We start from the raw sequence: 25,098 nt of genomic DNA, 5'->3' as shown, positions 1-25,098 counted from the left end.
GCGTATCCTCGTTCGCGTCATTCGCCGCCGTCGGCGGCCGCGTCGCCGCGCGCGGGAATCCGCAGGTGGCGCAGCTTGTGATAAAGCGTCTTCTTCGGCATGCCGAGTGCAACGCTTGCGTCCGCAACGTTGCCGTTGTGACGCCGCAGCATGTCCTCGATCAGCATCCGCTCGAAATACGCGAGCTGCTCGGCAAGCGTGCCGCCCGCCGTGGCCGCGCCGCCGGACGACAGCAGGCTGTCGCCGGTCAGCCCGAGCACGAAGCGGTCGGCCACGTTCTGCAGTTCGCGCACGTTGCCGGGCCACGCGTGCGTCATCAGTTCGGACACCTGCGCAGCGGTGACGACGGGCGCCGGCTGCCCGAAGCGCCGCGCGGCCGCGAGCACGAAATGCTCGAACAGCAGCGGCACGTCCTCGCGCCGTTCGCGCAGCGGCGGCAACTCGATCTGAGCGACGTTGAGGCGATACAGCAAGTCCGCGCGGAAGCGGCCGTCGGCCGCGAGTTCCGCGAGATCGGCCTTCGACGCGGCCACCACGCGGCAGTCGACCGGAATCAGCTCGTTCGCGCCGAGCCGCTCGACCACGCGCTCCTGCAGCACGCGCAGCATCTTGATCTGCAGCGGAATCGGCATCGTCTCGATCTCGTCGAGGAACAGCGTGCCGCCGTGCGCCCATTCGATCTTGCCGATGCGTTTCTTGATCGCGCCGGTGAACGCGCCGGCTTCATGCCCGAACAGCTCGCTCTCGAACACCTGTTCCGGCAGGCCGCCGCAGTTCAGCGCGACGAAATGCGCGTCGCGGCGGCCGCCGAAGTCGTGCAGGCTGCGCGCGATCAGTTCCTTGCCGGTGCCCGTCTCGCCGGTGATCAGCACCGACACCGACGTATCGGCGAGGCGCAGGATCTTCTTGCGCACGTCGGCCATCGCGGGCGACTTGCCGAGCACGAACGCCTCGATGCCCTGCCAGTTGTTCAGCGCCGCGCGCAGCCCTTGCACTTCGAGCGTGAGCCGGCGTTTCTCGACCGCGCGCGCGACGCGGCCGGCGATCACGTCCGACGAAAACGGCTTCTCGATGAAGTCGTACGCACCGTCCTGCATCGCGCCAACCGCCGTCGAAATGTCGGCGTGGCCGCTGATCAGCACGACCGGAATCTGCGCATCGACGGCCATCACGCGTTCGAGCAGCTGCAGCCCGTCGATGCCCGGCATCCGGACGTCCGACACGATCACCACCGGCGCGCCGGGCGCGACGTGCGCGAGCGCGTCGGCGGCCGATGCGAATGCGTCGACCGGAAACCCGGCGAGCGCGACGGCCTGCTCGACGCCGATCCGGACGTTTTCATCGTCCTCGACGACCAGCACGCGAATCTCATCTTCCATGCTCTGTCCTTTGTTGCAGCGTCGCCGCCGCGAATTCGATGGTGAACTGCGCGCCGCCTTCGTCGCGGTTCGTCGCGGCGATCTTCGCGCCGAACGCCTCGACGATGCGCGACGTGATCGCGAGGCCGAGCCCGAGGCCCTGGCCGCGCGGCTTGGTGGTCACGAACGGCTCGAACAGGTGCGGCAGCACGTCGGGCGCGATGCCGGCGCCGCTGTCGGCGACGGTGAAGCGCACGCGGCCGGCTTCGTCCGCGTCGTCGATCTGCGCGGCCTCGATGACGATGCGCCGCACCGGCGCGTCGCGCACCGCGTCGAGCGCGTTGCCGAGCAGGTTCACGATGACCTGCTGCAGCTGGCTCGATTCCGCGGATACCGTCGTGCCGGGCGCGATGTTCACGTCGAGCTGCACGCCTTCGTCACGAATCCGCGCGTCGTAGATGAGCCGCGCATGCGCGACGGCCTCGTTCAGCGACACGGCGACGCGCTCGACATCGGGCTTGCGCGCGAAGGTCTTCAACTCGCCGGTCAGCACGGCCATGCTGTCGACGAGCTTGCCGATCCGTTCGAGGTTCGCGTACGCCGGCGCCGGCTGGCCGCGCTCGAAGAACGTGCGCGCGTTGTCGCACAGCGTGCGGATCGCGACGAGCGGCTGGTTCAGCTCGTGCGTGAGGCCGGCGGCCATCTGTCCGAGCACTGCGAGCTTGCCCGCGTGCACGACTTCCTGCTGCGAATCGCGCAGCCGCTGCTCGGTGCGTTCGCGTTCGACGATCTCGCGCTGCATGCGCTCGTTCGCGGCCGTCAGCGCGGCCGTGCGCTGCGCGACGGTCAGCTCGAGCCGGTCGTTCGCGCGGCGCAGCGCGTCCTGCGCGTTCAGCCGTGCGACGATCGCCCGGCGGCGCTGGATCGCGTAGCCGACCAGCAATGCGGCGATCAGGAACGCGCCGGTGACGAACGCGAACGCGGTCTGCTGCTGACGCCGCGCGCCGGCGATGTCGAGCAGCACCATCAGCGAATCGCCGGCCTGCGGCGCGGGGCGCGACATCACCAGATAGCGCGTGCTGCGGCCGGCGTGGCGCGTATCCGGGAACGTGCCGAACCACGCGGCGGTGCTGCGATCGCCGATGCGGCGGTACGGCAGCGCGTCGACCGTGCGGCCCGCGTATTGCCGCGAGGCCTGGATGTCGCGCTGCTGCTGCGCGGTGATCGGGCGCAGCGCGGTGAATTTCCACGCCGGCTCGGTCGAGATCACGATCACGCCGTTGCTGTCGACCACCATCGCGGCGACGCCCGGCGCGCGCCACGCCGATTCGAGCGGATCGACGCTGATCTTCACGGCGGCCGCGCCGATCGGCACGCCGTCGTCGCGCACGGCGCTCGCGAAGTAGACGCCCGGCACGCCGGTGTTGGTGCCGATCCCGAAGAAGCGGCCGCTGCCGCGCGCCAGCGCATCCTTGAAGTACGGCCGGTACGACACGTTGGTGCCGACGAAGCTGATCGTCTCGTTCCAGTTGCTCGCGGCGATCACTTCGCCGCGCAGGTCGATCACGTCGACGGCGCCGCTGCCGGCGTCGCGGTTCACGGCTTCCAGATAGGTGTTGACCGAATGCACGAGCTCGGGTGCGTCGTGCGGCGCGGCTTTCAGCATCGCGCGCACGCTGTCCTGCCGCGCGACCAGGCCGGGCAGGATTTCGAAGCGGCCCAGCTCGCTCTTCAGGCTCGACGCATACAGGTCGAGGCGGTGCGCGCCGGTTTCCTCGAGCGCGTCGATCGCGCGTTCCCACGCGAAATCGACGGCCGCGCCCGCCACGCCGACATACAGCACGGCGGCCGACGCCCAACCCCACCACGGGATTCCCTTGAAACTCTTCTGCACGTTCGCCCTCATCGAAGCCCGCAACCGGTCGTTCGCAACCGTCGGCCGCAGCCGGTCGCCGGCAACCGGCGGTCCGCAACCGGCGGTCCGGGCGCGGCCCTCAGCAACCGTCGGTCGGAGCCAGCCGTCCGCGCCCCGCAGTCCGCAGCCAAGCCGTCCGCAACGGCTCCCCGCAACCGCCCCCGCAACCGCCCCCCGCAACGACGCGCGCCGCACACCGGCAAAGCCGGCGGCGGCGCGTGCGAAGCAGCCTGCGCGACGGTGCGCGCGGCCGCGCGTTATCCGAAGTGCGCGACCAGGATCAGCGTCACCGTGACGACGATCGCGCCGCCGATGCGGGTGGCGATCTGCGCGAACGGCATCAACTGCATCCGGTTCGCGGCGGTCAGGATCGCGACGTCGCCGGTGCCGCCTTGTCCGCTGTGGCAGGCGTTCACGATTGCGGTGTCGATAGGGTACATCTTCAGCAGGCGGCCGACCACGAAACCGGTGCCCATCAGCGTCGCGACGGTCGACACGATGGTCACGACGTTGACGATCGTGAACGCGGCGGTCAGCTTGTCCCACGGCGTCATCGCGACGCCGATCGCGAACAGCAGCGGATACGTGACGGCAGTCGAGAAGAACTTGTAGACGACGAACGCGCCTTCCTGCAGCGGCGGCGACACCGCACGCGCGAGCTTCACGAGCACCGCGAGGAACAGCATCGCGACCGGCGCAGGCAGGCCGAACAGCTTGTGCGCCATCAGGCCGACGAGGTACAGCGTGATCGCCGTGATGCCGGCGCCGGCGATGTGCGTGACGTCGACGTGGCCGCGGATTTCCTCGCTTTGCGGCGCCATGTCGCCGCTTTCGCCGACCTGCAGGCGGCCGTTGCCGGTCAGATGCGGCAGGCGCTTGCCGAGCATGTCGAGCGCGCCGGACAGGATGATCGCGGTCAGGCTGCCGAGCATCACGGGCGGCAGCACCATCGCGAACATCTCGCCCTGCGGCAGGTGCATCAGTTCCGAATAGCCGATCGACAGCGGAATCGCGCCTTCGCCGACACCGCCCGCCATGATCGGCACGACGATGTACAGCAGCGTGTGGCGCGCGCCGAGGCCGAGCGCGGTGCCGACCGCCGTGCCGACGATCGCGGCCGCGACCGAACCGGCTGCGAGCGGGATGAAGATCTTCACGAAGCCCTGGATCAGCACGCGGCGATCCATGCTCAGGATGCTGCCGACGATGATCGACGCGATGAACAGGTACAGGAAGTTCGTCGATTTCGTGAACTCGACCGTCAGGTTCAGCACCGGCTTCGGCAGCACGTGGTAGTAGGTGAGCGCCGACGGCACGAAGGTCGCGAAGATCGCGGCCGCGCCGATGTTGCGCAGGAGCGGCAGGCGCTTGCCGAGTTCCGCGCACGTGAAGCCGAAGAACGCGAGCACGGCGATCGCCATCGAGATCTCGCCGGGCACCTTGCCCGTCACCGCGAACCCGACGATCAGCCCGAACAGGATCACGTAGACCGGCAGCGGGATGATGCCGATGCGGATTTCCATCAGCTTCCACCAGCCTTCCGGCCAGAAGCGTTCGCGCGTGACAGGACCGGCTTCGGCAAGGGCCTCGGGACGGGACGGGGTATGGATAGAGGTCTGCAAGACGTGTCTCCTGATGTTGGAATGCCTGCATCGCTACGCGGCATCGTGTGCCGTCTATTACGCAACCCCCGTGCCAGAAATCGGCTGCGGCGAAATATTTCCAGTCCATTGATTCGTAAGGGATTTATTTCGTCTGCGGAAAGAGTTTGCGGCGCCCGCAGGCCGAGACTTCGGAATTCGCGCGGCGGGCAGGCCGAGATTTCGGCCAGATGGCGGGCCGGCGCGCGCTTCGCACACGGATTGCACGCCATCGCACGCCATATCGCCGCGCGCGATTTTCTTCGCACAATCGCTTCGTAGACCGCCCGCCCGCCGCTCTCTATCATCGGCTGATCCTTTTCCGATGCGACGACGACTGTCCGGAGAACGCCCGCGCGTTCGCCGCGGCGTCGCTCATCCGTCGATACCGTCCCTGGACAGGAGAGTGGTTCTCATGCTGCATCGCGTTTTTTCCGCCCGCTTTTCGCCCCGCCGGCTCGCGACGCTCGCGCGAGTGCTGGCGGCCACGCTGCTCGGCGCCGCGCTGCTGAACGGCGCGCGCGCCGACACCGCGCCGCTGAAGGTCGGCATCTCCACCAGCCCGCAGATCGAGGCGCTGAAGATCGCCGCGAAGGAGGCGAAGGAGCAGGGCCTCGACGTGAAGATCGTCGAGTTCACCGACTGGAATACGCCGAACGCGGCGCTCGCGAACAAGGACATCGACGTCAACTACTTCCAGCACATCCCGTTTCTCGAGAACGCGAAGAAACAGGGCGGCTACAACTTCGTGTCGATCGCGCCGGGCACGATCATGAAGATCGGGCTCTATTCGAAGAAGGTGAAAAGCTTTGCCGACCTGAAGGACGGCGCGCGCGTCGCGATCGCGAACGACCCGGTAAACGGCGGCCGCGGGCTGTTGCTGCTGCAGCGCGCGGGGTTGATCACGCTGAAGCCGGGCGCCGACTACCGCGCGACGACGCACGACATCGTGTCGAACCCGAAGCACCTGAAGATCATTCCGCTCGAGGCGTCGCAGCTCGCGCGCTCGCTCGACGACGTCGACCTCGCGCAGGGCTACCCGAGCTTCATCAAGCTCGCCGGCACGGCCGACCCGAACAGCGCGCTGCTGTTCGACGGCACCGAGAACAAGAACTTCGCGATCCAGTGGGTCGTGCGGCCGGAGAGCGCGAACGATCCGCGCATCCGCAAGTTCATCTCGATCTACCAGCACTCGCCGGCGGTGCGCCGGGCGCTCGACAACGCGTTCGGCTCGCTGTACGCGATCGCGTGGTGACGGGGGCGACATGACGACCGCGAACCGCAAGAAGATCCTGCTCAACGCGTTCAACATGAACTGCGTCGGGCACATCAACCACGGGCTGTGGACGCATCCGCGCGACCGCTCCGCGCACTACACCGATCTCGACTACTGGGCCGATCTCGCGAAGACGCTCGAACGCGGCAAGTTCGACGGGATCTTTCTCGCGGACATCGTCGGCGTGTACGACGTGTTCGGCGGCGGGCCGGACGTCGCGCTGCGCGAATCGGTGCAGGTGCCCGTCAACGATCCGCTGCTCGTCGTGCCCGCGATGGCGCAGGTCACGCGGCATCTCGGCTTCGGCGTGACCGCGAACCTGACGTACGAGCCGCCTTACCTGTTCGCGCGCCGGATGTCGACGCTCGATCACCTGACGAAGGGGCGCGTCGGCTGGAACATCGTAACCGGCTATCTCGACAGCGCCGCGCGCGGGATGGGCCTGGCGCAGCAGATCGGCCACGATGATCGCTACGAACGCGCGGACGACTACATGGACGTCGTCTACAAGCTGTGGGAACAGAGCTGGGACGACGATGCGGTGATCCGCGACGCGCACGCGCGCGTGTTCGCGCAGCCCGGCAAGGTCCGGCGCGTGAAGCACGACGGGCCGTTCTATTCGGTCGATGCGATCCACCTGAGCGAGCCGTCGCCGCAGCGCACGCCGGTGCTGTACCAGGCCGGATCGTCCGCGCGCGGCGTCGAATTCGCGGCGCGCCATGCGGAATGCGTGTTCGTGAACGGGCAGAGCAAGGCTGCCGCGCGCGCGGCCGCGCTCGACATTCGTGCGGCTGCCGCACGGCACGGCCGCGACCCGGCGTCGATCAAGATCTTTGCCGGTGTGAGCGTCGTGACCGCCGAGACCGAATTGCTCGCGCGCGAGAAGTTCGACGAGTACCGCCGCTACGCAAGCCCGGAAGCCGGCCTCGCGCATTTCGCGAGCTCGACCGGCATCGACTTCGCGAAGTACGGCCTCGACGAGCCGATCTCGTACGTGAAGACCGATTCGATCCAGTCGGCCGTCGACGCGATCTCGCGCAAGAGCACGACCGGCACGTGGACCGTGCGCCGGATGCTCGAACAGATGTCGCTCGGCGGCCGCTATGCGCCGATCGTCGGGTCGCCGTCGCAGGTCGCGGACGAGTTGCAGGCGTGGATCGACGAGACCGGCATCGACGGCTTCAACCTGACGCGCACCGTGATGCCCGAGTCGTTCGAGGATTTCGTCGACTGGGTCGTGCCCGAACTGCAGAACCGCGGCATCTACAAGGAAGACTACGATCCCGCGCCGACGCTGCGCGAGAAGCTGTTCGGCGCGGGCGCGCGGCTGCCGGCATGGCACACGGGCGCACGGCATCGGCCGGCCGCCGTGCCGGCATCGCAATCCGCGCATCCCGCGCATGCGTGAACGACACGGAGCGAACCGATGACGCAATTGTTCGATACGCTGGGTTTCATCGAGGCATCGGCCGTGCGGGCCGGTGCGGGCGCGGACGCAGACGCGTTGGCCGCACATGACGAAGCGGCCGCGCGCACCGACGACAGCGTCGCCGTGTCGTTCGCGCACGTCGGCAAGGTATTCGCGACGCCGCGCGGCCAGGCCGCCGCGCTGCGCGACGTGACGCTCGACGTGCGGCGCGGCGACGTGTTCGGGATCATCGGCCGCAGCGGTGCGGGCAAGTCGACGCTGCTGCGGCTCGTCAACGGCCTCGAACGGCCGAGCTCGGGCAGCGTGCGCGTGCAGGGCGTCGACGTCGGCGCGCTCGACGAAAACGGGCTCGTCGCGCTGCGCCGCCGCACCGGCATGGTGTTCCAGCATTTCAACCTGCTGTCCGCGAAGACGGTGTTCGAGAACGTCGCGCTGCCGCTGAAGATCGCCGGCGTGCCGAAGGCCGAGCGCACGCGCAAGGTCGACGCGCTGCTCGATCTCGTCGGGCTCGCCGCGAAGCGCGACGCGTATCCGGCCAGTCTGTCCGGCGGCCAGAAGCAGCGCGTCGGCATCGCCCGCGCGCTGGTGCACGATCCGGAGGTGCTGCTGTGCGACGAGGCGACGTCCGCGCTCGATCCGGAGACGACGCAGTCGATCCTCGCGCTGCTCGCCGACATCAACCGCCGCCTCGGGCTGACGATCGTGCTGATCACGCACGAGATGGAAGTGATCAGCGCGGTGTGCGATACGGTCGCGGTAATCGAACAGGGCGAGGTCGTCGAAACGGGCCCGGTGTGGCGCGTGTTCGGCGATCCGCGCCACGGTGCGACGCGCGCGCTGCTCAGCACGCTCGTGCATGACCTGCCGGCCGAACTGGCCGCGCGCGTGCAGCCATTGCACGAGCACGCGGCGCTGCCCGACGGCGCGCAGATCGTGCTGGACGTCCGCTATACGGGCGAAAGCGGCGGCGAGCCGGACGTCGGCGCGCTTGCCGCGGCGCTCGGCGGCTCGGTGCGTTTCCTGCACGGCGGGATCGAACGGATCCAGGGGCATGCGCAGGGGCGTCTCGTGCTGGCGGCGACGCCGCGTGCGGACGAAGCCGGCCCGTCGGCAGCCCGCGGTGGAGCGGTCGCCGCGCTGCTCGAACGCGCGCGCCGCCATGCGAATCACGCGGAGGTGCTCGGCTATGTTTGAGCTCTGGTGGCCCGAATTGCTGGACGCGATCCGCGACACGCTGTCGATGGTCGCCGCGTCGGCCGCGATTGCCGCGCTGATCGGCATTCCGCTCGCGGTGATTCTCGTGACGACCGCGCCCGGCGGCATCTACGAGCGGCGCGGCGTGAACGCGGTGCTCGGCGCGCTCGTCAACGTGTTTCGCTCGACGCCGTTCATCATCCTGCTCGTCGCGCTGCTGCCGTTCACGCGCGTGCTGATCGGCACGACGATCGGCGTATGGGCGGCCGTCGTGCCGCTGTCGATCGCCGCGATTCCGTTCTTCGCGCGGATCGCCGAAGTGAGCCTGCGCGAAGTCGACCGCGGGCTGATCGAGGCCGCGCTCGCGATGGGCGCGAAGCGCCGCCACATCGTGTGGCACGTGCTGCTGCCGGAGGCGCTGCCCGGCATGCTCGGCGGCTTCACGATCACCGTCGTCGCGCTGATCGGCTCGACCGCGATGGCGGGTGCCGTCGGCGCGGGCGGGCTCGGCGATCTCGCGATCCGCTACGGCTACCAACGTTTCGACACCACCGTCATGGCGACCGTGATCGTGATCCTGATCGCGCTAGTCTCGGCCGTGCAGATCACGGGCGACCGCCTGGTCCGACGCGTGACCCGGCGTACCTGAGCAGCGCCACGAGCGCCGGCTCTTTTTCATTGAAGACCTGAGAGAACGACACCCATGACCTTGCCCATCGGCGCGCCGCGCGACTGGAACGGACAATTCGAGGAAGCGCTGTTTCTGGACGTCGCGCGACGTCATCGTCCCGGCTTCCCCGACAAACTCGCGACGCCGCCGCGCGAGCCGCGCGGCGAACACGAGCTGGCCGCCGTCGCCGACTACTACACGAAGATGGCGTCGCACGACCTGTTCATCGTGCAGGTCGTCGCGAAGGCGATCGACACGCTGTTCCGCGACGATCCGCATTTCCAGCTGATCCTGTCGCGCCAGCTCGGCGACGACGGCGCACACGCGGCGATCGGCCGCGAGCGCGTGGCCGAACTGACGGGGCGCGATCCGCTGCCGGACGTCGAGCGGCTCGTCGCCGCGCACTGGGAGCGGATCGGCGACATCGCGGTGCGCGACGTCGCCGGCTTCCTCGCATTCGAATGGCATTACGAGCTGCACATCCTCGCGAAGCTGTGGATCCAGCGCAAGACCGGCCGCATTGCCGACGGCGCGATGCGCGAGCACGGCGAGAACCGGATTCGCCCGGACGAGGAATGGCATCGCGTGCAGATCGTGCAGTGGTGGTTCGACACGTTGCACGCGTTGCCGGCAGCCGAGCGCGATGCGCTGATCGATCGCGTGATCGCGGCCGACGAGGAAACGCAGGCGCGGCTCGACGGTTATCTGCATCACGAATACGCGCACACCGCGCACGTTTTCGGCGCGGATATCGCCGAATACCGCGCGATCTACGACGACTGGCGGCGCGAGATCCTGTCGCGGCTGACCGGCCGCCGGCTCGGTGCGCTGGTGCCGCTGTCGCTTGCGCGGTCGGATGAAGTCGTTGCGCACGACACGATTGCACAGGAAGCGGCCGCATGAACGATCCACGCGGGCCGGCGACGTTGGCGCCTGAGACGGATGCGCCGGCGTTCACGGACGACGCGCTCACGCATGCGCTCGACGCGCTGCGCGCGACGGCCGCCGCGCGCGATCGCGCGGGCGGTCACGCGTCCGCCGAGAAGCAGCAGCTTGCCGACGCGGGCCTGCTCACGCTCGCGGTGCCGCGCGAATTCGGCGGACAGGAAGCGGCGTGGCCGGCGATCTACGATGCGATCCGGCGCATCGCACGCGTCGACAGTGCGCTCGCGCATCTGGTCGGGTTTCAGGTGCTGCAGGTCGTCAGCGTCGACGTGTGGGGCAACGCGGCGCAGCGTGAACGCTACCTGCGCGGCACGGTCGAGCATCGCTGGTGGTGGGGCAATGCGGTCAATCCGCTCGACACGCGGCTGACGGCCACCGCGACGCCGGATGGCGGCTACCGGCTCGACGGCGTGAAAGGCTTCTGCTCGGGCACGCGCGGCTCGCAACGGATGACCGTGTCCGCGCACGATCCGGAAACCGGCCGCGCGGTGTTCGGCGTGGTGCCGACCGATCGCGACGGAATCACGGTCAACGATGACTGGAATCCGATCGGCCAGCGCCAGACCGACAGCGGCAGCGTGCGTTTCGACGGCGTGATTCTGGCACCGGACGAAGTGCTGCACCGCTCGGAGACGCCGCCGACGCCGCGCGCGACGCTGCGCACGCTCGTGTCGCAGCTCGTGCTGACGAACCTGTTCGTCGGGCTCGCGCAAGGCGCGCTGGCCGAGGCCCGCGACTACGTGCTGAAGCACGGCCGGCCGTGGATCGCCGCCGGCGTTGCGCAGGCGAGCGACGATCCTTATACGCTGCAGCGTTTCGGCGACATGCACGTGCAGGCGGTGGCCGCGGCCGCGCTCGCCGATCGTGCGGCCGCCGCGTTGCAGCGCGCATGGTCGCGGCGCGACGCGTTGACGGCCGACGAACGCGCCGCAGCGGCGCTCGCCGTGTCGGACGCGAAGATCGTCGCGCAGCGCGCGGCGCTCGCGAACGGCGAGGCGCTGTTCGATGCGTGCGGCGCGCGCGCGACGGCCGCATCGCTCGGACTCGACCGCTTCTGGCGCAATGCGCGCACGCATACGCTGCACGATCCGCTCGACTATCGGCTGCGCGACGTCGGCCGGTTCGCGCTGACGGGGGAATTGCCGCAGGCGTCGCTGTATACGTAAGCGCGCGTGCTTCGTTGCCGGCGATCACGCCGCGCAGGCCGTCAACCAAACGTTGCTATCGGAAGGCCCGGTGCGGTGCCGCTGCACGAGCGGCGCTGCGCTGCTCGCAGCTTGCGTGAAGCGCGGCGAATTCGGGCGTCCTCCACGCCGCTCACTTCCGCGGCATCCCGTCCGCCAACGCACGCATCGCCTCCGCCGTCTCCTGGTTCGCCGGAAAAAACGCCTCGATCGCGAGCTCCGACAGCGTGACGTCGACCGGCGTGCCGAACACTGTCGTCGTACTGAAGAACGTCAGCTCGCCGGCCGCCGTACTCAGCCGCAACGGCACCGCGATATCCGCGTAGTCGGTGCGCGCCGGCGGATCGTCGGGCTGGCCGGCCGGCGCGGGGTACGCGGCCAGTTCGTCGCGCAGCGTATGCAGCGTGCGGTCGCCGCTTGCATCGATCTGCCGTTGCAGCCGATGCAGGATATGCGCACGCCATTCGTGCCAATTGACGATCCGCGACGCGAGCCCGTCCGGATGCAGGCTCAGGCGCAGCACGTTGACGGGCGGCTGCAGCAGCCCGGGGGCAGCCTGCGCGACCAGCGCGCCGAGCATCCGGTTCGCGGCAAGCAGCGTCCAGTGCCGATCCACCGCGAGCGCCGGGTACGGCTCATGGCCGCGCAACACCGCCTCGACCGCATGGCGCGCCGCATCGAGCTGCGGATCGGAGAACGGCCGCTCGCGAAAGAGCGGTGCGTAGCCCGCCGCGACGAGCAGCGCATTGCGCTCGCGCAGCGGCACGTCGAGGCGCTCGGCGAGATGCAGCACCATGTCGCGGCTCGGCTGCGCGCGACCCGATTCGACGAAGCTCAGGTGCCGCGCGGACACCTCCGCGTCGAGCGCGAGCGCCATCTGGCTCAGGCGCCGGCGTTGACGCCACGTGCGCAGCAGCGGGCCGATGCCGGACGCACGGCCGGCGGACGGGGGGAGCGATTGGAGGGCGGCGGTCGAGTTCATGGTGACGATGATAGGCAATCCCGCGCGCGCCGGGCATTACCTGTGAGGTAAGCATTCCGGATCGGCGCGCGTCGCCGCCTCCGGCCGCCGGCGCGCGCGACGCCGTGCCACGCCCGCATTTCGTTGCCGGAAGCCGCTGGAAGCTGCGTTACCATAGCCTCCGTGCCAACTGAGAGGCGGCGCCGGATCCGCGGCCACGAAGCCCGGGCCGGACGCCACGGATATTTACAACAAGGCAGTCCAGGGGAATCCAACAATGAAAAAACTCGCCGTCCGCGTCGCCTGCGTCGCGATGCTCGCGTTCGCCGCAACCCGCGGCCACGCGCAAACCGAGGCCGCGCAGGTCGAAATGAGGGCCGCCGCCGCGGCCGCCAACAAGGTCGTCGTGAACGGGCCGGCCGACATCGACCTGAAGCACGAAGCGGTACTGAAGCTGAAGCAGGGCGAGTCGTTCGTACCGGCCGCCGAAGCCGCCCGCTACCTGCGCTCGATGGGCAATTCGATCGACGAATCGAAGCTGGTCGGCCTCGTGCTGCCGGAGGATCCGGACGCCGACTGGATCTCGGTCGTGTCGTTCGAGCCGAGCGGCTACATCCGCGACGACGACGCGAAAGACTGGAAACCCGACGAACTGCTGAAAAGCCTGCAGGCCGGCACCGACGCAAACAACCCGGCGCGCAAGGAGCGCGGACTGCCCGAAAACGAGGTGGTCGGCTGGGCGCAGGCGCCCGCGTACGACGCGGCCACGCATCGGCTCGTGTGGTCCGCGATCATCCGCCACAAGGGCGCGGCTCCGAACGCGGAGAGCGACGGCGTGAACTACCGGACGCTCGTGCTCGGCCGCGACGGCTACCTGTCGCTGACGATGGCGTCGACGCTCGCCGATCTGCCGAAGTACAAGCCTTCGGCCGACGGCCTGCTCGCGAGCATCCGCTTCAACGACGGCAAGCGCTACGCCGATTTCAACAAGTCGACCGACCACGTCGCCGAGTACGGCCTCGCGGCGCTGATCGTCGGCGTCGGCGCGAAGAAGCTCGGCCTGCTCGCGCTGATCGGCGCGTTCGCCGTGAAGTTCTTCAAGATCGGCGCGGTCGCGCTCTTGGCGGGCGGCGCGGCGCTGAAGCGCTTCTTCGGACGCAAGCCGAAGCCGGCGGCCATGCCGGCGGTCGTCGATACGGCCGCTGCAGCCGACGCCGCAGCCCGATCCGGCGCGGAGCGCAAGGAATGACGAAGCTGCTGCTGCTGATCTTCGGCGGCCTGAAGCTCGGCAAGGTGCTCGTGTCGGCGGGCAGCATGCTGGCGTCGATCGCCGTGTATGCGCTGTTCTACGGCTGGCGCTTCGCAGCCGGTTTCGTCGCGCTGCTGCTCGTGCACGAAGGCGGCCACTATCTGGCCGCGCAGCGGCGCGGGCTCGACGTGGGGCTGCCGACCTTCATCCCGTTCGTCGGCGCGTGGATCCAGCTGAAGGAGATGCCGCACGACGCGGAAACCGAGGCCTACGTCGGGCTGGCGGGGCCGTTCGTCGGCACGCTCGGCGCGCTCGCCTGCTATGCGCTCGCGCGCCACTACGACAGCAACCTGCTGCTCGCGCTCGCCTACACGGGCTTCTTCCTGAACCTGTTCAACCTGATTCCGCTGTCGCCGTTCGACGGCGGGCGCATCACCGCGGTGCTGTCGCCGCGGATCTGGTTCGCGGGCGTGCCGGTGCTGATCGCGCTGTTCGTGTACCGGCCGAGTCCGCTGTTGATCGTGATGGCGATCCTCGCGCTGCCGCAGCTGAAGCGCGCGTGGCGCTACGATCCCGACGCGCCGGAGAACCGCGCGTACTACACGACGTCGGTCGAAACGAAAACGACCTACGCGCTGTGCTACGTCGGCCTGCTCGCGTTTCTCGCGCTGATGACGTCCGGCGTGCACGACATGCTGCGCGTCGCGCATTCCGCGGCCTGACAGACGTAAAAACGGCGGCCGCCGATGCGCGGCCGCCGTCGTCCTTGTCCTGCGGTCGGAACGAAGCTCACGCGTCGCGATGACGCAGCTCGACCCGCTTGATGTCCTTCACGATCACCAGATAGCTGAACACCGTGACGAGCGCGTTCAGCCCGACGAACACGAGTGCGCCGTTGAACGAGCCGCTCGCGCCGACCAGGTAGCCGATCGCGATCGGCGCGACGATGCCGGCCGTGTTGCCGAACATGTTGAACAGGCTGCCCGACAGGCCGATCGCTTCCTTCGGCGCGGTGTCCGCGACGACGGCCCAGCCGAGCGAGCCGATCCCCTTGCCGAAGAACGACACGGCCATCAGCACGATCACCAGCCCTTCGCTGTCGACGTAATTGCAGCCGATGATGACCATCGACAGCAGCATCCCGCCGACGATCGGGATCTTGCGCGCGAGCGTCAGCGACACGCCGCGACGGATCAGCGTGTCCGACAGCATCCCGCCGAGCACGCCGCCGAGGAATCCGCAGATCGCCGGCAGCGACGTCATGAAGCCGGCCTTCAGCAGCGACATCCCGCGTGCCTGCACGAGGTAGATCGGGAACCACGTGAGGAAGAAGTACGTGAGCACGTTCACGCAGTACTGGCCGAGATAGACGCCGAGCAGCATCCGGTTCGACAGCAGCTGGCGCACGTAGTACCAGCCCGCGACGCGGCTGCCTTCGGACACGGCGCCGGCGCCGCGCGACCCGGCCGGCCGGCTCGTCGTGCGCACGAGTCCGCCGCCTTGCTCGATATGCTCGAGTTCCGCGCGGTTCACGCGCGGATGGTCGGCCGGATCCTTCATCACGCGCAGCCACAGGAACGCGAGCGCGATGCCGGCGAGACCGAGCCACAGATACACGTGGTGCCAGCCGTATGCATGCGTGAGCCACGCCATCAGCGGCGAGAATACGACCGCCGCGAAGTACTGCGCGGCGTTGAAGATCGCCGACGCGGTGCCGCGCTCGGCGGTCGGGAACCAGCTCGCGACGACCTTCGCGTTCGCCGGAAACGCGGGCGCCTCGGCGATGCCGACCGCGAAGCGCATCACGAACAGCGCGGTCACGGCGAATGCAGCGCTGCCGCCGAGGCCGATCGTGCTCTGCAGCAGCGTGAACGCCGACCACAGGAAGATGCTGGTTGCATACACGCGGCGCGCGCCGAAGCGGTCGAGCAGCCAGCCGCTCGGCAGTTGCGCCAGCACGTACGCCCAGCTGAACGCCGAGAAGATGTAGCCCATCGTCACCGGATCGATGCCGAAGGCCTTGCGGATCGGCGTACCGGTGATCGACAGCGTCGCGCGATCCGCGTAGTTGAGCGTCGTGACGACGAACAGCATCGCCAGGATCCAGTAGCGCACGGCCGTGCGGCGCACGCTGCCGGCGAGTTCGATCGGAAGATCGCGAGAGGGAGTTTGATTAGGCACTTTAATGTACGTCGTCGTATGACATGATCGGAAGTTTATGGGTAACGGTGCGGCGCAGAAACCTCGGGTTTTCCCTTTGAATGCGGGCTGCTGGAGACGGAATTATCGCGTTCATATAGGCGGCGCAAGGGCCCGGGGCCGGTGCCGACCAAGTGAAAGCGTCACGGGAAACTGCGATCTCGTTGGCAGACATCGTATCTGTTGAGCTACAATGAGCGCACCATTCCCGAACCACGGAGCACACCCCATGCAACTGACTGGAGAGATGCTGATCGGCGCCGACGCGGTGGCCGGCTCAGCCGGTACCTTGCGCGCGTTCGACCCGACGAAAGGCGCACCGATCGACGCGCCGGCATTCGGCGTCGGGACGCAGGCCGACGTCGAGCGCGCCTGCGAACTCGCACGCGACGCGTTCGACGCCTATCGCGCCCAGCCGCTCGCGGCCCGCGCGGCGTTTCTCGAAGCGATCGCCGACGAAATCGTCGCGCTTGGCGACACGCTGATCGAACGCGCGCACGCCGAAACGGGCCTGCCCGTCGCGCGGCTGCAAGGCGAGCGCGGCCGCACGGTCGGCCAGCTCCGGCTGTTCGCGCGCGTCGTGCGCGACGGACGCTTCCTCGCCGCGTCGATCGATCCCGCGCAGCCCGCGCGCACGCCGCTGCCGCGCTCGGACCTGCGGCTGCAGAAAGTCGGGCTCGGCCCCGTCGTCGTGTTCGGCGCGAGCAACTTCCCGCTCGCGTTCTCGGTGGCCGGCGGCGACACCGCGTCGGCACTGGCGGCCGGCTGCCCGGTGATCGTGAAGGCCCACGAGGCGCATCTCGGCACGTCCGAGCTGGTCGGCCGCGCGATTCGCGCGGCAGTCGCGAAATGCGGGATGCCGGCCGGCGTGTTCTCGCTGCTGATCGGCCCCGGCCGCGTGATCGGCGCGGCGCTCGTCAGCCACCCGGCGATCCAGGCAGTCGGTTTCACCGGATCGCGGCAGGGCGGGATGGCGCTCGTGCAACTCGCGAATGCGCGTCCGCAACCGATTCCGGTCTACGCGGAAATGAGCAGCATCAACCCGGTCGTGCTGTTTCCGGCCGCGCTGGCCGCGCGCGGCGACGCGATCGCGACCGGCTTCGTCGATTCGCTGACGCTCGGCACCGGCCAGTTCTGCACGAACCCGGGCCTCGTGCTGGCGGTCGACGGCCCCGATCTCGACCGCTTCGAGGCCGTCGCCGCACAGGCGCTCGCGAAGAAGCCGGCCGGCGTGATGCTGACGCGCGGCATCGCCGACGCGTATCGCAACGGCCGCGGCAAGCTGGCCGAACTGCCGGGCGTGCGTGAAATCGGCGCGGGCGAGGCGGCGCAGACCGAATGCCAGGCAGGCGGCGCGCTGTACGAAGTGGCCGCGCAGGCGTTCCTGTCCGAGCCGGCGTTCAGCCACGAAGTGTTCGGGCCGGCATCGCTGATCGTGCGCTGCCGCGATCTCGACGAAGTCGCGCGCGTGCTCGACGCGCTCGAAGGCCAGCTGACGGCCACGCTGCAGATGGACGCCGACGACAAGCCGCTCGCGCGCCGTCTGCTGCCGATCCTCGAGCGCAAGGCCGGCCGCCTGCTTGTCAACGGCTACCCGACGGGCGTCGAGGTGTGCGATGCGATGGTGCACGGCGGGCCGTTCCCGGCGACGTCGAACCCGGCGGTCACGTCGGTCGGCGCGACCGCGATCGACCGTTTCCTGCGGCCGGTGTGCTATCAGGACTTCCCGGACGACCTGCTGCCGGAAGGGCTGCAGGAAAGCAATCCGCTCGGGATTCCGCGGCTGCGGGACGGGAAGGCGGAGTAACAGTGCGCGACGACGGAAGGCGCGACCCCGAGGGGCGCATTCCGGCGTGTCGAACCACGGCGGCGGACGATGCCCAGGGGCGTCTCCGCCGCTTTCCATTCATGGCAGGCTGGCGAGCTGCCATTTCGCGCGCTCGGCGAGCGCGGTGCGCGACGAGTTGCAGACGCCCGGCTGCGGCGAGCAGGCGTCGATCGCGGGTCCACAGCTTGCTGCCGCCGGTCAGCCTGACCGAGGCAAGCAGATGGGCGTCGACGTAACCGACGCCGAGCCCGTGAAGCGGTACGACATCGATCATGCGCTGGACTTCATCGTCGGTCGCCGGGGTGGCGGCGAGCCGCGAGTCTACTTCCGCGTTGCCGGAATTTCTCCTACAGTAGCGAGGCCTCGGACCGCCCGGTCCGCAGGCGAGCCTGAGAGACCGACAAAAACCGACAAGGAACCATCCGATGAACATCAGCAAGCGCGGCGACCACCTGTTCGCCGCCGGATTGTGGAAGGCGATCGGCGACGTCGCGCATTCCGTGCGCAGCCGCATCGGCCAGTACAGCGAAGGGCGCGTGCTCGCGAATGCGCTGCTGGAATTCCAGCGCGACCTGGGCGGCAGCGAATTCGACGTGACCATCAACCAGGGGCGGGCCGTGACCGGCTCCGACGCGCATTCGCTCATGTTCGGCCTCGCCGTGCGGCGTTTCAGGCAGGACATGGAAGCGCTCGTGTTCGCGCTCGAGCAGCGCCGCGGCATCGACGAACGCGACCAGAGCCTGCGCACCGACGCGCTGACGCAGGCCAACAGCGCACTCGTGACCGCGAAGCAGTCGGCGACGATCACGGTCGGCCGCTTCTTCGACGCGGTCGTCGACCGCGACGTACTCGGGCAGATTCTGGGCGGCGAGTCGAACGCACGTGTGCGTGCGGATGCTCAGGGACAGATCGAGGCGACCCGGATCAAGCTGGGTAACGTACGCCACCGGATCATCGGCGTGATCGCGCAGATGTGACGGCACGCGTCGCAGCGCCGCCGCCGTAAACGACCGCGGCCGGCAAGCGCCGGCCGCGATGAATGCACGAACGGGCCGCCCGCGGTGCCCGCAGAACGCACCGCGCCGGCCGTCCCCGCTTACTGCGGGCCCATCTTCTTGATCAGCACGTCGAGTTCGGCCAGTTCGGCGTCGGTCAGGTCGACGAGCGGTGCGCGCACCGGGCCCGCGTCGTGGCCGACGAGCTTCGCGCCCGCCTTCACGATGCTGACCGCGTAACCGGCGCGGCGATTGCGGATCTTCAGGTACGGCAGGAAGAACTCGTCGATCAGGCGGCCGACCGTCGCGTGGTCGTCCTTCGCGATCGCTTCGTAGAATTCCATCGCCGTCTTCGGGATGAAGTTGAACACGGCCGACGAGTACACCGGCACGCCGAGCGCCTTGTACGCGGCTGCGTAGACTTCGGCCGTCGGCAGGCCGCCGAGGTACGCGAAGCGGTCGCCGAGGCGGCGGCGGATCGTGACCATGCTCTCGATTTCGCCGACGCCGTCCTTGAAGCCGATCAGATTCGGGCAACGATCGGCGAGGCGCTCGAGCATGTCGGCGTTCAGCTTCGAATTCGCGCGGTTGTACACCACGACGCCGATCTTCAGCGAGCGGCACACCTGCTCGACGTGCTCGGCGATGCCTTCCTGGCTCGCTTCGGTCAGGTAGTGCGGCATCAGCAGCACGCCGCTCGCGCCGAGGCGCTCGGCTTCCTGCGCATATTCGATCGCGACGCGCGTCGCGCCGCCGGCGCCGGCCAGGATCGGTACCTTGCCCTTGCAGGTTTCGGTCGCGACGCGGATCACGTCCGAATACTCGCGCTGTGTGAGCGAGAAGAATTCACCGGTGCCGCCGGCCGCGAACAGCGCGGTCGCGCCGTACGGCGCCAGCCATTCGAGGCGTTCGGCGTAGGTGGTCGGGCGGAAGCTGCCGTCTGCGTCGAAATCCGTCAGCGGAAACGACAGCAGGCCGTGGGAGATGATCTGTTTGAGTTCTTGCGGTGAAGTCATGGTTGGGTCGTCCGTCTAGCGCGAGTGCTGGGTTCGTCGGGTACGGCATCCGAGCCATATTGGCGATGTCGTTGTATGTCATCGTACAACGCAAGAATGGCCGACGCAAGCGGTTTGCTGGCTGGTAAAGGGTAGGGTCTTTCCGGATAAGGGTTTACGCAGCATCGCAGGTTGGTGTTGAATGTCGTATGATGACTAACGATTTGACGGTAGCCTCCCAGGAATTCCGATGACTGCTTCCCCTCTCTACATCCGCGTGCACCCGGACGACAACGTCGCGATCGTCGTCAACGATGGTGGTCTGCCCGAGGGCGCGACGTTTGCCGACGGCCTCACGTTGCGCGAAGGCGTGCCGCAAGGTCACAAGGTCGCACTGGTCGATCTCGCGGCCGGCGACCCGATCGTCCGCTACAACGTCGTGATCGGCTACGCGCTCACCGAGCTGCGCCGCGGCAGCTGGGTCAACGAGCGCACGATGCGCATGCCCGAGCCGCCCGGCCTCGACGACCTGCCGCTCGCCACGCGTGCCGCGCCGCCGCTCGCACCGCTCGAAGGCTATACGTTCGAGGGTTTCCGCAATCCCGACGGCTCGGTCGGCACGCGCAACATCCTCGCGATCACGACGACCGTGCAGTGCGTGTCGGGCGTCGTCGAGCATGCGGTGAAGCGGATCAAGGCAGAACTGCTGCCGCGCTACCCGAACGTCGACGACGTGGTCGGGCTCGAGCACACGTACGGTTGCGGCGTCGCGATCGATGCGCCCGATGCCGACATCCCGATCCGCACGCTGCGCAACATCAGCCTGAACCCGAACTTCGGCGGCGAGGTGATGATGGTGAGCCTCGGCTGCGAGAAGCTGCAGCCCGAGCGCCTGCTGCCGCCCGGCGCGATTCCGGTCGCGGCCGACGGCGCGCGCGACAACGGCGGCGTCGTGTGCCTGCAGGATGCCGCGCACGTCGGCTTCAACTCGATGATCGACTCGATCATGAAGATGGCCGAATCGCATCTCGAGCGGCTGAACCGCCGCCGTCGCGAAACGTGCCCGGCGTCGGATCTCGTCGTCGGCGTGCAGTGCGGCGGCAGCGACGCGTTTTCGGGCTTGACCGCGAATCCGGCGGTCGGTTTCGCGGCCGACCTGCTGGTCCGCGCGGGCGCGACGATCATGTTCTCCGAAGTGACCGAAGTGCGCGACGGCGTCGCGCAGCTCACGTCGCGCGCCGCGAACGAGGACGTCGCCCGCGAGATCATCCGCGAGATGGACTGGTACGACCGCTACCTGCAGCGCGGCCGCGTCGACCGCAGCGCGAACACGACGCCCGGCAACAAGAAGGGCGGCCTGTCGAACATCGTCGAGAAGGCGATGGGCTCGATCGTGAAGTCGGGCAGCGCGCCGATCGCCGGCGTCGTGCGTCCCGGCGACCGGGCGCGGCAGAAGGGGCTGCTGTACGCGGCGACGCCCGCGAGCGACTTCATCTGCGGCACGCTGCAGCTCGCGGCGGGGATGAACCTGCACATCTTCACGACGGGCCGCGGCACGCCGTACGGCCTCGCGCAGGTGCCGGTGATCAAGGTCGCGACGCGCAGCGATCTCGCGCGCCGCTGGCACGACCTGATGGATCTCGACGCGGGGCAGATCGCGACCGGCGCGGCGTCGATCGAGGACGTGGGCTGGGAGCTGTTCCGGCTGATGCTCGACGTCGCGAGCGGCAAGCGCCGCACGTGGGCCGAGCAATGGAAGCTCGCGAACGCGCTGACGCTGTTCAACCCGGCGCCGGTGACCTGATCTGCCGGTCGCGACGGCAGACGATGCGGGCGCCTTCGGGCGCCCGTTTGCGTTGGGGCCGCGATTTGCTTACCTCGAACGTAATCGACCGGCGGTGCGGGGCCGGCGACGATAGCGTCACGCGAACCCGAAACGTTCGCGGCGCTGTCCTCCCTCATTCACACCAGGAGCCTCGCATGAATACCGCCCAAACCGCCTCGTCCGCCCACGCCGACCTGATCGACCGCTATTTCGACGCATGGAACGAACCGGACGCCGCAGCCCGGCGCGCGCTGATCGATGCGACCTACGCGAGCGACGCGGCCTATCGCGATCCGCTGATGGCCGGCGATGGCCACGCGGGCATCGACACGATGATCGCGGCCGTGCAGGAACGCTTCCCCGCGTATCGTTTTCGCCGCACGACCGACGTCGACGGATTCGGCCAGCACCTGCGCTTTTCGTGGGCGCTCGTATCGCCCGAAGGCGCGGCGGTCGTGAAGGGCTCGGATTTCGGCACCGTCGATGCGTCGGGCCGGCTGAAGTCGGTCACGGGTTTCATCGACGAAATGCCGGCCGCGGCGTCGTGACGCGAGCCGCGCATACCCGGCGGCGTCCGGGATCGGGTAACGTTATGCGGTTCGTTCCTGATCCCGGAGACTTGCCGACATGCTGAAGAACCTCGATCCGCTGCTGCACGCCGACGTCCTGCACGCGCTGCGCGCGATGGGCCACGGAGATGAAGTGGTGATCTGCGATGCGAATTTCCCGGCGGAATCCGTCGCCGAGCATACGGTCGTCGGCCGCGCGCTGCGCATCGACGGCGCCGACTCGGCGCGGGTCGCGCGCGCGGTGCTGTCCGTGCTGCCGCTCGATACCTTCGTCGAAACGCCCGCGTGGCGAATGGAAGTCGTCGGCGATGCGGCCGCCGTGCCGCCCGTGCAGCGCGAAGTGCAGGCCGAGATCGATCGCGCGGAAGGGCGCGCGGTGCCGCTCGCGGGCGTCGACCGTTTCGCGTTCTACGAGCGCGCGCAGCAGGCGTATGCGGTGATCGTCACCGGCGAACTGCGCGGCTACGGCTGCTTCATCTTCAAGAAAGGCGTGCTGTTGAGCGACGCGAGTTAGGGCCGGTTCCCGTTTGATTTTCCGCCCGCGCGAGCGCCGTTTGCCGCGGCGCCCGCGCGGCCGCGCCGGCGTCGCAGTGTAAAGATTTGCTACAACCTTTTTCTTTGACACGGCGGAAAGACCCTCTATGCTGGCCCATTTGCTGCCGGCCCACCGGGCCGAGCGGGGCCGCGCGGCCCCGACCCGCACGGGCGCGCCCCGCGCGGACGGCCGATTTGCATACGAGGAGAGAGGCATGACGCGTTCCGTCGATTCCGGCGTCATTTTTTTCGCACGCCTGGCGCTGGCGGCGTTGTTTCTGTGGGGCGGCGTGATGAAGCTGCTCGGCTACAGCGATTTCATCGGCTATCTGCACCGGATGAACGTCCCGTATCCGCAGGTGATGGGGCCGATCGTCGTCGTGATCGAAGCGCTCGGCGCGCTGCTGCTGATCGTCGGCTACAAGGTGAAGCCGCTCGCGTTGCTGATGGCCGTCTATACGGTCGCGACCGCGATGGTCGGCCACAATTTCTGGGACGCGACGGACGCCGCGGTCCAGCACGACATGGTGATCCACTTCTGGAAGAACATCGCGATCGCCGGCGGGTTCCTGCTGCTGTTCGTGACGGGTGCCGGCGGCGCGAGCATCGACGCGCTGCGCCGGCCGAGTTCGTCGTACGGTGTGCTGCGCTGAGTCCGGCAGTGTTGCATTGAGTGGTACGAAGCGATGCACGCGCATGCGTCGCGACGCTGAAGCAATACAAAACAAAAGGGCCGAATCACGCTCGCCGCGGGATTCGGCCCTTCGTTCATCCGGCCGGCGCGGGCGCGCCGAGGTTCAGCGTGCGTCTTTCAGGTCCTTCGCATCCTTCGAGAACTGCACCGCGATTGCGCCGAGCACGCAGATCGCCGCGACGTACACGACCGGCGCGAGCGGGTTCGACTTCATCATCAGCGACACGATCACCGGCGTGAGACCGCCGAAGATCGCATACGCGACGTTGTACGAGAACGAGATGCCAGAGAAACGCACGACGGCCGGGAAGCTGCGGACCATCACGAACGGCACCGCGCCGATCGTGCCGACCGTGAAGCCGGCGATCCCGTAGTACAGCGGCAGCGTCGACGCGTCGGCCGCGACCTGCACGAACAGCAGGTAGTAGCACGCGGCCAGCACGAGGCCGCCGATGCCGAGCACGCGCTTCGCGCCGATCCAGCCCGCGAGCGAACCGGCGGTGACGCAGCCGGCCGTCAGGCACAGCGTCGCGATGCTGTTCGCGAACAGCGTGGTCGCGGGCGTCAGGTGGAACTGCTTCTGCAGCAGCGCGGGCGTCATCAGGATCACGACGACGATCGCCGCCGACAGCATCCACGTGAGCAGCATCGACACGATCACCGCGCGGCCGTGGTCGCGCAGCACGGCCTTCAGCGGAATCTCCGCCGCGAGCGCCTTCTTCGCCTTCATCTCGGCGAACACCGGCGTTTCATGCAGCCAGCGGCGCAGGTACACGGAGAACAGCCCGAATACGCCGCCGAGCAGGAACGGGATGCGCCACGCGAACGCGGTGACTTCGGCGCCCGAGTAACGGCTGTTGATGCCGGCGGCCACCAGCGAGCCGAGCAGGATGCCGGCCGTGAGGCCCGCGGTCAGCGTGCCGCACGCGTAGCCGATGTGGCGCGACGGCACGTGTTCGGACACGAACACCCATGCTCCCGGCACTTCGCCGCCGACTGCCGCGCCCTGCAGCACGCGGAACAGCAGCAGCAGCACCGGCGCGAGGATGCCGATCGTGTCGTAGGTCGGCAGCAGGCCCATCAGCAGCGTCGGCACCGACATCATCAGCACGCTCAGCGTGAACATCCGCTTGCGGCCGAACAGGTCGCCGAAGTGCGCCATGATCACGCCGCCGAGCGGCCGCGCGAGATAGCCGGCCGCGAAGATGCCGAACGTCTGCAGCTGGCGCAGCCAGTCGGGGATGTCGTGCGGGAAGAACAGCTGTCCGATCGCGGGCGCGAAGAACACGAAGATGATGAAGTCGTAGAACTCGAGCGCGCCGCCGAGTGCGGCAAGGCCAAGGGTTTTGTAGTCGCTGCGCGTGAGCGCGCGTTCGGCGGCGCGAGGCACGCCGCTCAATTCGGAAGCTTGCATGGTCAGGACGATCGGTTTTCGAATGTTGTTGTCGGTGCTGCGTCTCCAGGGCCCGCTTTTCGGCATGGACTGGCAAGGCGCGGCTTGCGTCGTCGAGCGTGTGTCGCGTATCGGATGGAACACGTCACATGCACCGTCGCACCGGGATGGGGCGCAACGGAGACGAAGCGTCAAAGCGGGTGGGGGGATTCTACAGGAGCGCGAAATGCACGCACGCGGCGGGC

General features: G+C 68.5%; 22 protein-coding genes. 15 read left to right on the top strand and 7 right to left on the bottom strand.

What is annotated here, in order from left to right; translation table 11 throughout:
* Positions 1 to 17: 17 nt before the first annotated feature.
* The 3 genes from Q3A80_RS20375 to Q3A80_RS20365 form a co-directional block, all read right to left on the bottom strand.
* Positions 18 to 1,379, bottom strand: coding sequence for a sigma-54-dependent transcriptional regulator (locus tag Q3A80_RS20375; RefSeq protein WP_446330693.1), 1,362 nt, complete (start codon positions 1,377 to 1,379; stop codon positions 18 to 20).
* Positions 1,369 to 3,264 carry a sensor histidine kinase gene (locus Q3A80_RS20370; RefSeq protein ID WP_446330692.1) on the bottom strand — a complete coding sequence of 632 codons (1,896 nt, stop codon included), beginning with the start codon at positions 3,262 to 3,264 and terminating at the stop codon, positions 1,369 to 1,371. Before Q3A80_RS20370 ends, Q3A80_RS20375 begins: the two co-directional genes overlap by 11 nt.
* A 266-nt stretch (positions 3,265 to 3,530) precedes the next feature.
* Positions 3,531 to 4,895 (bottom strand): 2-hydroxycarboxylate transporter family protein, encoded by a 1,365-nt coding sequence (locus Q3A80_RS20365; protein ID WP_446330691.1) that lies wholly within the window; start codon positions 4,893 to 4,895, stop codon positions 3,531 to 3,533.
* A gap of 433 nt (positions 4,896 to 5,328) precedes the next feature.
* On the opposite strand from Q3A80_RS20365, the gene Q3A80_RS20360 reads away from it, so the two are divergent.
* Genes Q3A80_RS20360 through Q3A80_RS20335 form a run of 6 tightly spaced genes read left to right on the top strand, consistent with a single transcriptional unit; the run spans position 5,329 to position 11,593 of the window.
* Complete coding sequence (locus Q3A80_RS20360; protein ID WP_446330690.1) at positions 5,329 to 6,168, top strand: MetQ/NlpA family ABC transporter substrate-binding protein; 840 nt, start codon at positions 5,329 to 5,331, stop codon at positions 6,166 to 6,168.
* 10 nt (positions 6,169 to 6,178) lie between these two features.
* Positions 6,179 to 7,597, top strand: coding sequence for an LLM class flavin-dependent oxidoreductase (locus tag Q3A80_RS20355; protein WP_446330689.1), 1,419 nt, complete (start codon positions 6,179 to 6,181; stop codon positions 7,595 to 7,597).
* An 18-nt stretch (positions 7,598 to 7,615) separates the two neighbouring features.
* Positions 7,616 to 8,812: a methionine ABC transporter ATP-binding protein gene (locus Q3A80_RS20350; protein WP_446330688.1), complete on the top strand. Its 1,197-nt coding sequence runs from the start codon at positions 7,616 to 7,618 to the stop codon at positions 8,810 to 8,812.
* Positions 8,805 to 9,461 (top strand): methionine ABC transporter permease, encoded by a 657-nt coding sequence (locus Q3A80_RS20345; protein WP_175952532.1) that lies wholly within the window; start codon positions 8,805 to 8,807, stop codon positions 9,459 to 9,461. The genes Q3A80_RS20350 and Q3A80_RS20345 overlap by 8 nt, the downstream gene beginning before the upstream one ends.
* 54 nt (positions 9,462 to 9,515) lie before the next feature.
* The gene (locus Q3A80_RS20340) at positions 9,516 to 10,385 is read left to right on the top strand and encodes a hypothetical protein (protein ID WP_446330687.1); all 870 of its coding nucleotides are present in this window, start codon (positions 9,516 to 9,518) and stop codon (positions 10,383 to 10,385) included.
* Positions 10,382 to 11,593 carry an acyl-CoA dehydrogenase family protein gene (locus Q3A80_RS20335; RefSeq protein WP_446330686.1) on the top strand — a complete coding sequence of 404 codons (1,212 nt, stop codon included), beginning with the start codon at positions 10,382 to 10,384 and terminating at the stop codon, positions 11,591 to 11,593. Before Q3A80_RS20340 ends, Q3A80_RS20335 begins: the two co-directional genes overlap by 4 nt.
* A 151-nt stretch (positions 11,594 to 11,744) precedes the next feature.
* On the opposite strand, the gene Q3A80_RS20330 is transcribed toward Q3A80_RS20335, so the two are convergent.
* Positions 11,745 to 12,593, bottom strand: coding sequence for a helix-turn-helix domain-containing protein (locus Q3A80_RS20330; protein WP_446330685.1), 849 nt, complete (start codon positions 12,591 to 12,593; stop codon positions 11,745 to 11,747).
* 256 nt (positions 12,594 to 12,849) lie between these two features.
* On the opposite strand from Q3A80_RS20330, the gene Q3A80_RS20325 reads away from it, so the two are divergent.
* Both Q3A80_RS20325 and Q3A80_RS20320 read left to right on the top strand, forming a co-directional pair.
* Entirely contained in the window at positions 12,850 to 13,821 is a 972-nt protein-coding gene (locus Q3A80_RS20325; protein ID WP_446330684.1) for a DUF2167 domain-containing protein, read from the top strand.
* The gene (locus Q3A80_RS20320; RefSeq protein WP_446330683.1) at positions 13,818 to 14,543 is read left to right on the top strand and encodes a site-2 protease family protein; all 726 of its coding nucleotides are present in this window, start codon (positions 13,818 to 13,820) and stop codon (positions 14,541 to 14,543) included. The genes Q3A80_RS20325 and Q3A80_RS20320 overlap by 4 nt, the downstream gene beginning before the upstream one ends.
* Before the next feature lie 67 nt (positions 14,544 to 14,610).
* Here Q3A80_RS20320 and Q3A80_RS20315 read toward each other — a convergent pair whose 3' ends face one another.
* A complete protein-coding gene (locus Q3A80_RS20315; protein ID WP_446330682.1) occupies positions 14,611 to 16,002 on the bottom strand; it encodes an MFS transporter in 1,392 nt (463 codons plus the stop codon).
* Positions 16,003 to 16,249: 247 nt separating this feature from the next.
* Here Q3A80_RS20315 and Q3A80_RS20310 point away from each other — a divergent pair, with 247 nt between their 5' ends.
* Together Q3A80_RS20310 and Q3A80_RS20305 are read left to right on the top strand one after the other, a co-directional pair.
* Positions 16,250 to 17,827 (top strand): aldehyde dehydrogenase (NADP(+)), encoded by a 1,578-nt coding sequence (locus Q3A80_RS20310; RefSeq protein WP_446330681.1) that lies wholly within the window; start codon positions 16,250 to 16,252, stop codon positions 17,825 to 17,827.
* Positions 17,828 to 18,273: 446 nt separating this feature from the next.
* A complete protein-coding gene (locus Q3A80_RS20305; RefSeq protein ID WP_446330680.1) occupies positions 18,274 to 18,825 on the top strand; it encodes a hypothetical protein in 552 nt (183 codons plus the stop codon).
* Between the two features lie 119 nt (positions 18,826 to 18,944).
* Here Q3A80_RS20305 and kdgD read toward each other — a convergent pair whose 3' ends face one another.
* Entirely contained in the window at positions 18,945 to 19,859 is a 915-nt protein-coding gene (kdgD, locus tag Q3A80_RS20300; RefSeq protein WP_446330679.1) for a 5-dehydro-4-deoxyglucarate dehydratase, read from the bottom strand.
* Between the two features lie 229 nt (positions 19,860 to 20,088).
* Between kdgD and garD the strand changes: the two genes are divergently transcribed.
* From garD to Q3A80_RS20280, 4 genes are all read left to right on the top strand, one after another.
* A complete protein-coding gene (garD, locus tag Q3A80_RS20295; RefSeq protein ID WP_446330678.1) occupies positions 20,089 to 21,642 on the top strand; it encodes a galactarate dehydratase in 1,554 nt (517 codons plus the stop codon).
* A gap of 176 nt (positions 21,643 to 21,818) precedes the next feature.
* Positions 21,819 to 22,211 (top strand): nuclear transport factor 2 family protein, encoded by a 393-nt coding sequence (locus tag Q3A80_RS20290; protein WP_446330677.1) that lies wholly within the window; start codon positions 21,819 to 21,821, stop codon positions 22,209 to 22,211.
* A gap of 79 nt (positions 22,212 to 22,290) precedes the next feature.
* Positions 22,291 to 22,746: an RbsD/FucU family protein gene (locus Q3A80_RS20285; RefSeq protein ID WP_446330676.1), complete on the top strand. Its 456-nt coding sequence runs from the start codon at positions 22,291 to 22,293 to the stop codon at positions 22,744 to 22,746.
* Positions 22,747 to 22,981: 235 nt separating this feature from the next.
* Positions 22,982 to 23,419: a DoxX family protein gene (locus tag Q3A80_RS20280; protein WP_446330675.1), complete on the top strand. Its 438-nt coding sequence runs from the start codon at positions 22,982 to 22,984 to the stop codon at positions 23,417 to 23,419.
* A gap of 144 nt (positions 23,420 to 23,563) precedes the next feature.
* Here the strand turns inward: Q3A80_RS20280 and Q3A80_RS20275 are convergent, their stop codons facing one another.
* The gene (locus Q3A80_RS20275) at positions 23,564 to 24,874 is read right to left on the bottom strand and encodes an MFS transporter (protein WP_446330674.1); all 1,311 of its coding nucleotides are present in this window, start codon (positions 24,872 to 24,874) and stop codon (positions 23,564 to 23,566) included.
* On the opposite strand from Q3A80_RS20275, the gene Q3A80_RS20270 reads away from it, so the two are divergent.
* The coding region (locus Q3A80_RS20270; protein ID WP_446330673.1) for a hypothetical protein at positions 24,873 to 25,098 on the top strand (226 nt) is incomplete at its 3' end. The two genes, Q3A80_RS20275 and Q3A80_RS20270, sit on opposite strands and share 2 nt — an antisense overlap.

Source organism: Burkholderia sp. SR8 (genome assembly GCF_052851275.1).
The sequence above is the reverse complement of the archived record's forward strand: the minus strand, read 5'-3'. Positions and strand labels throughout refer to the sequence as shown.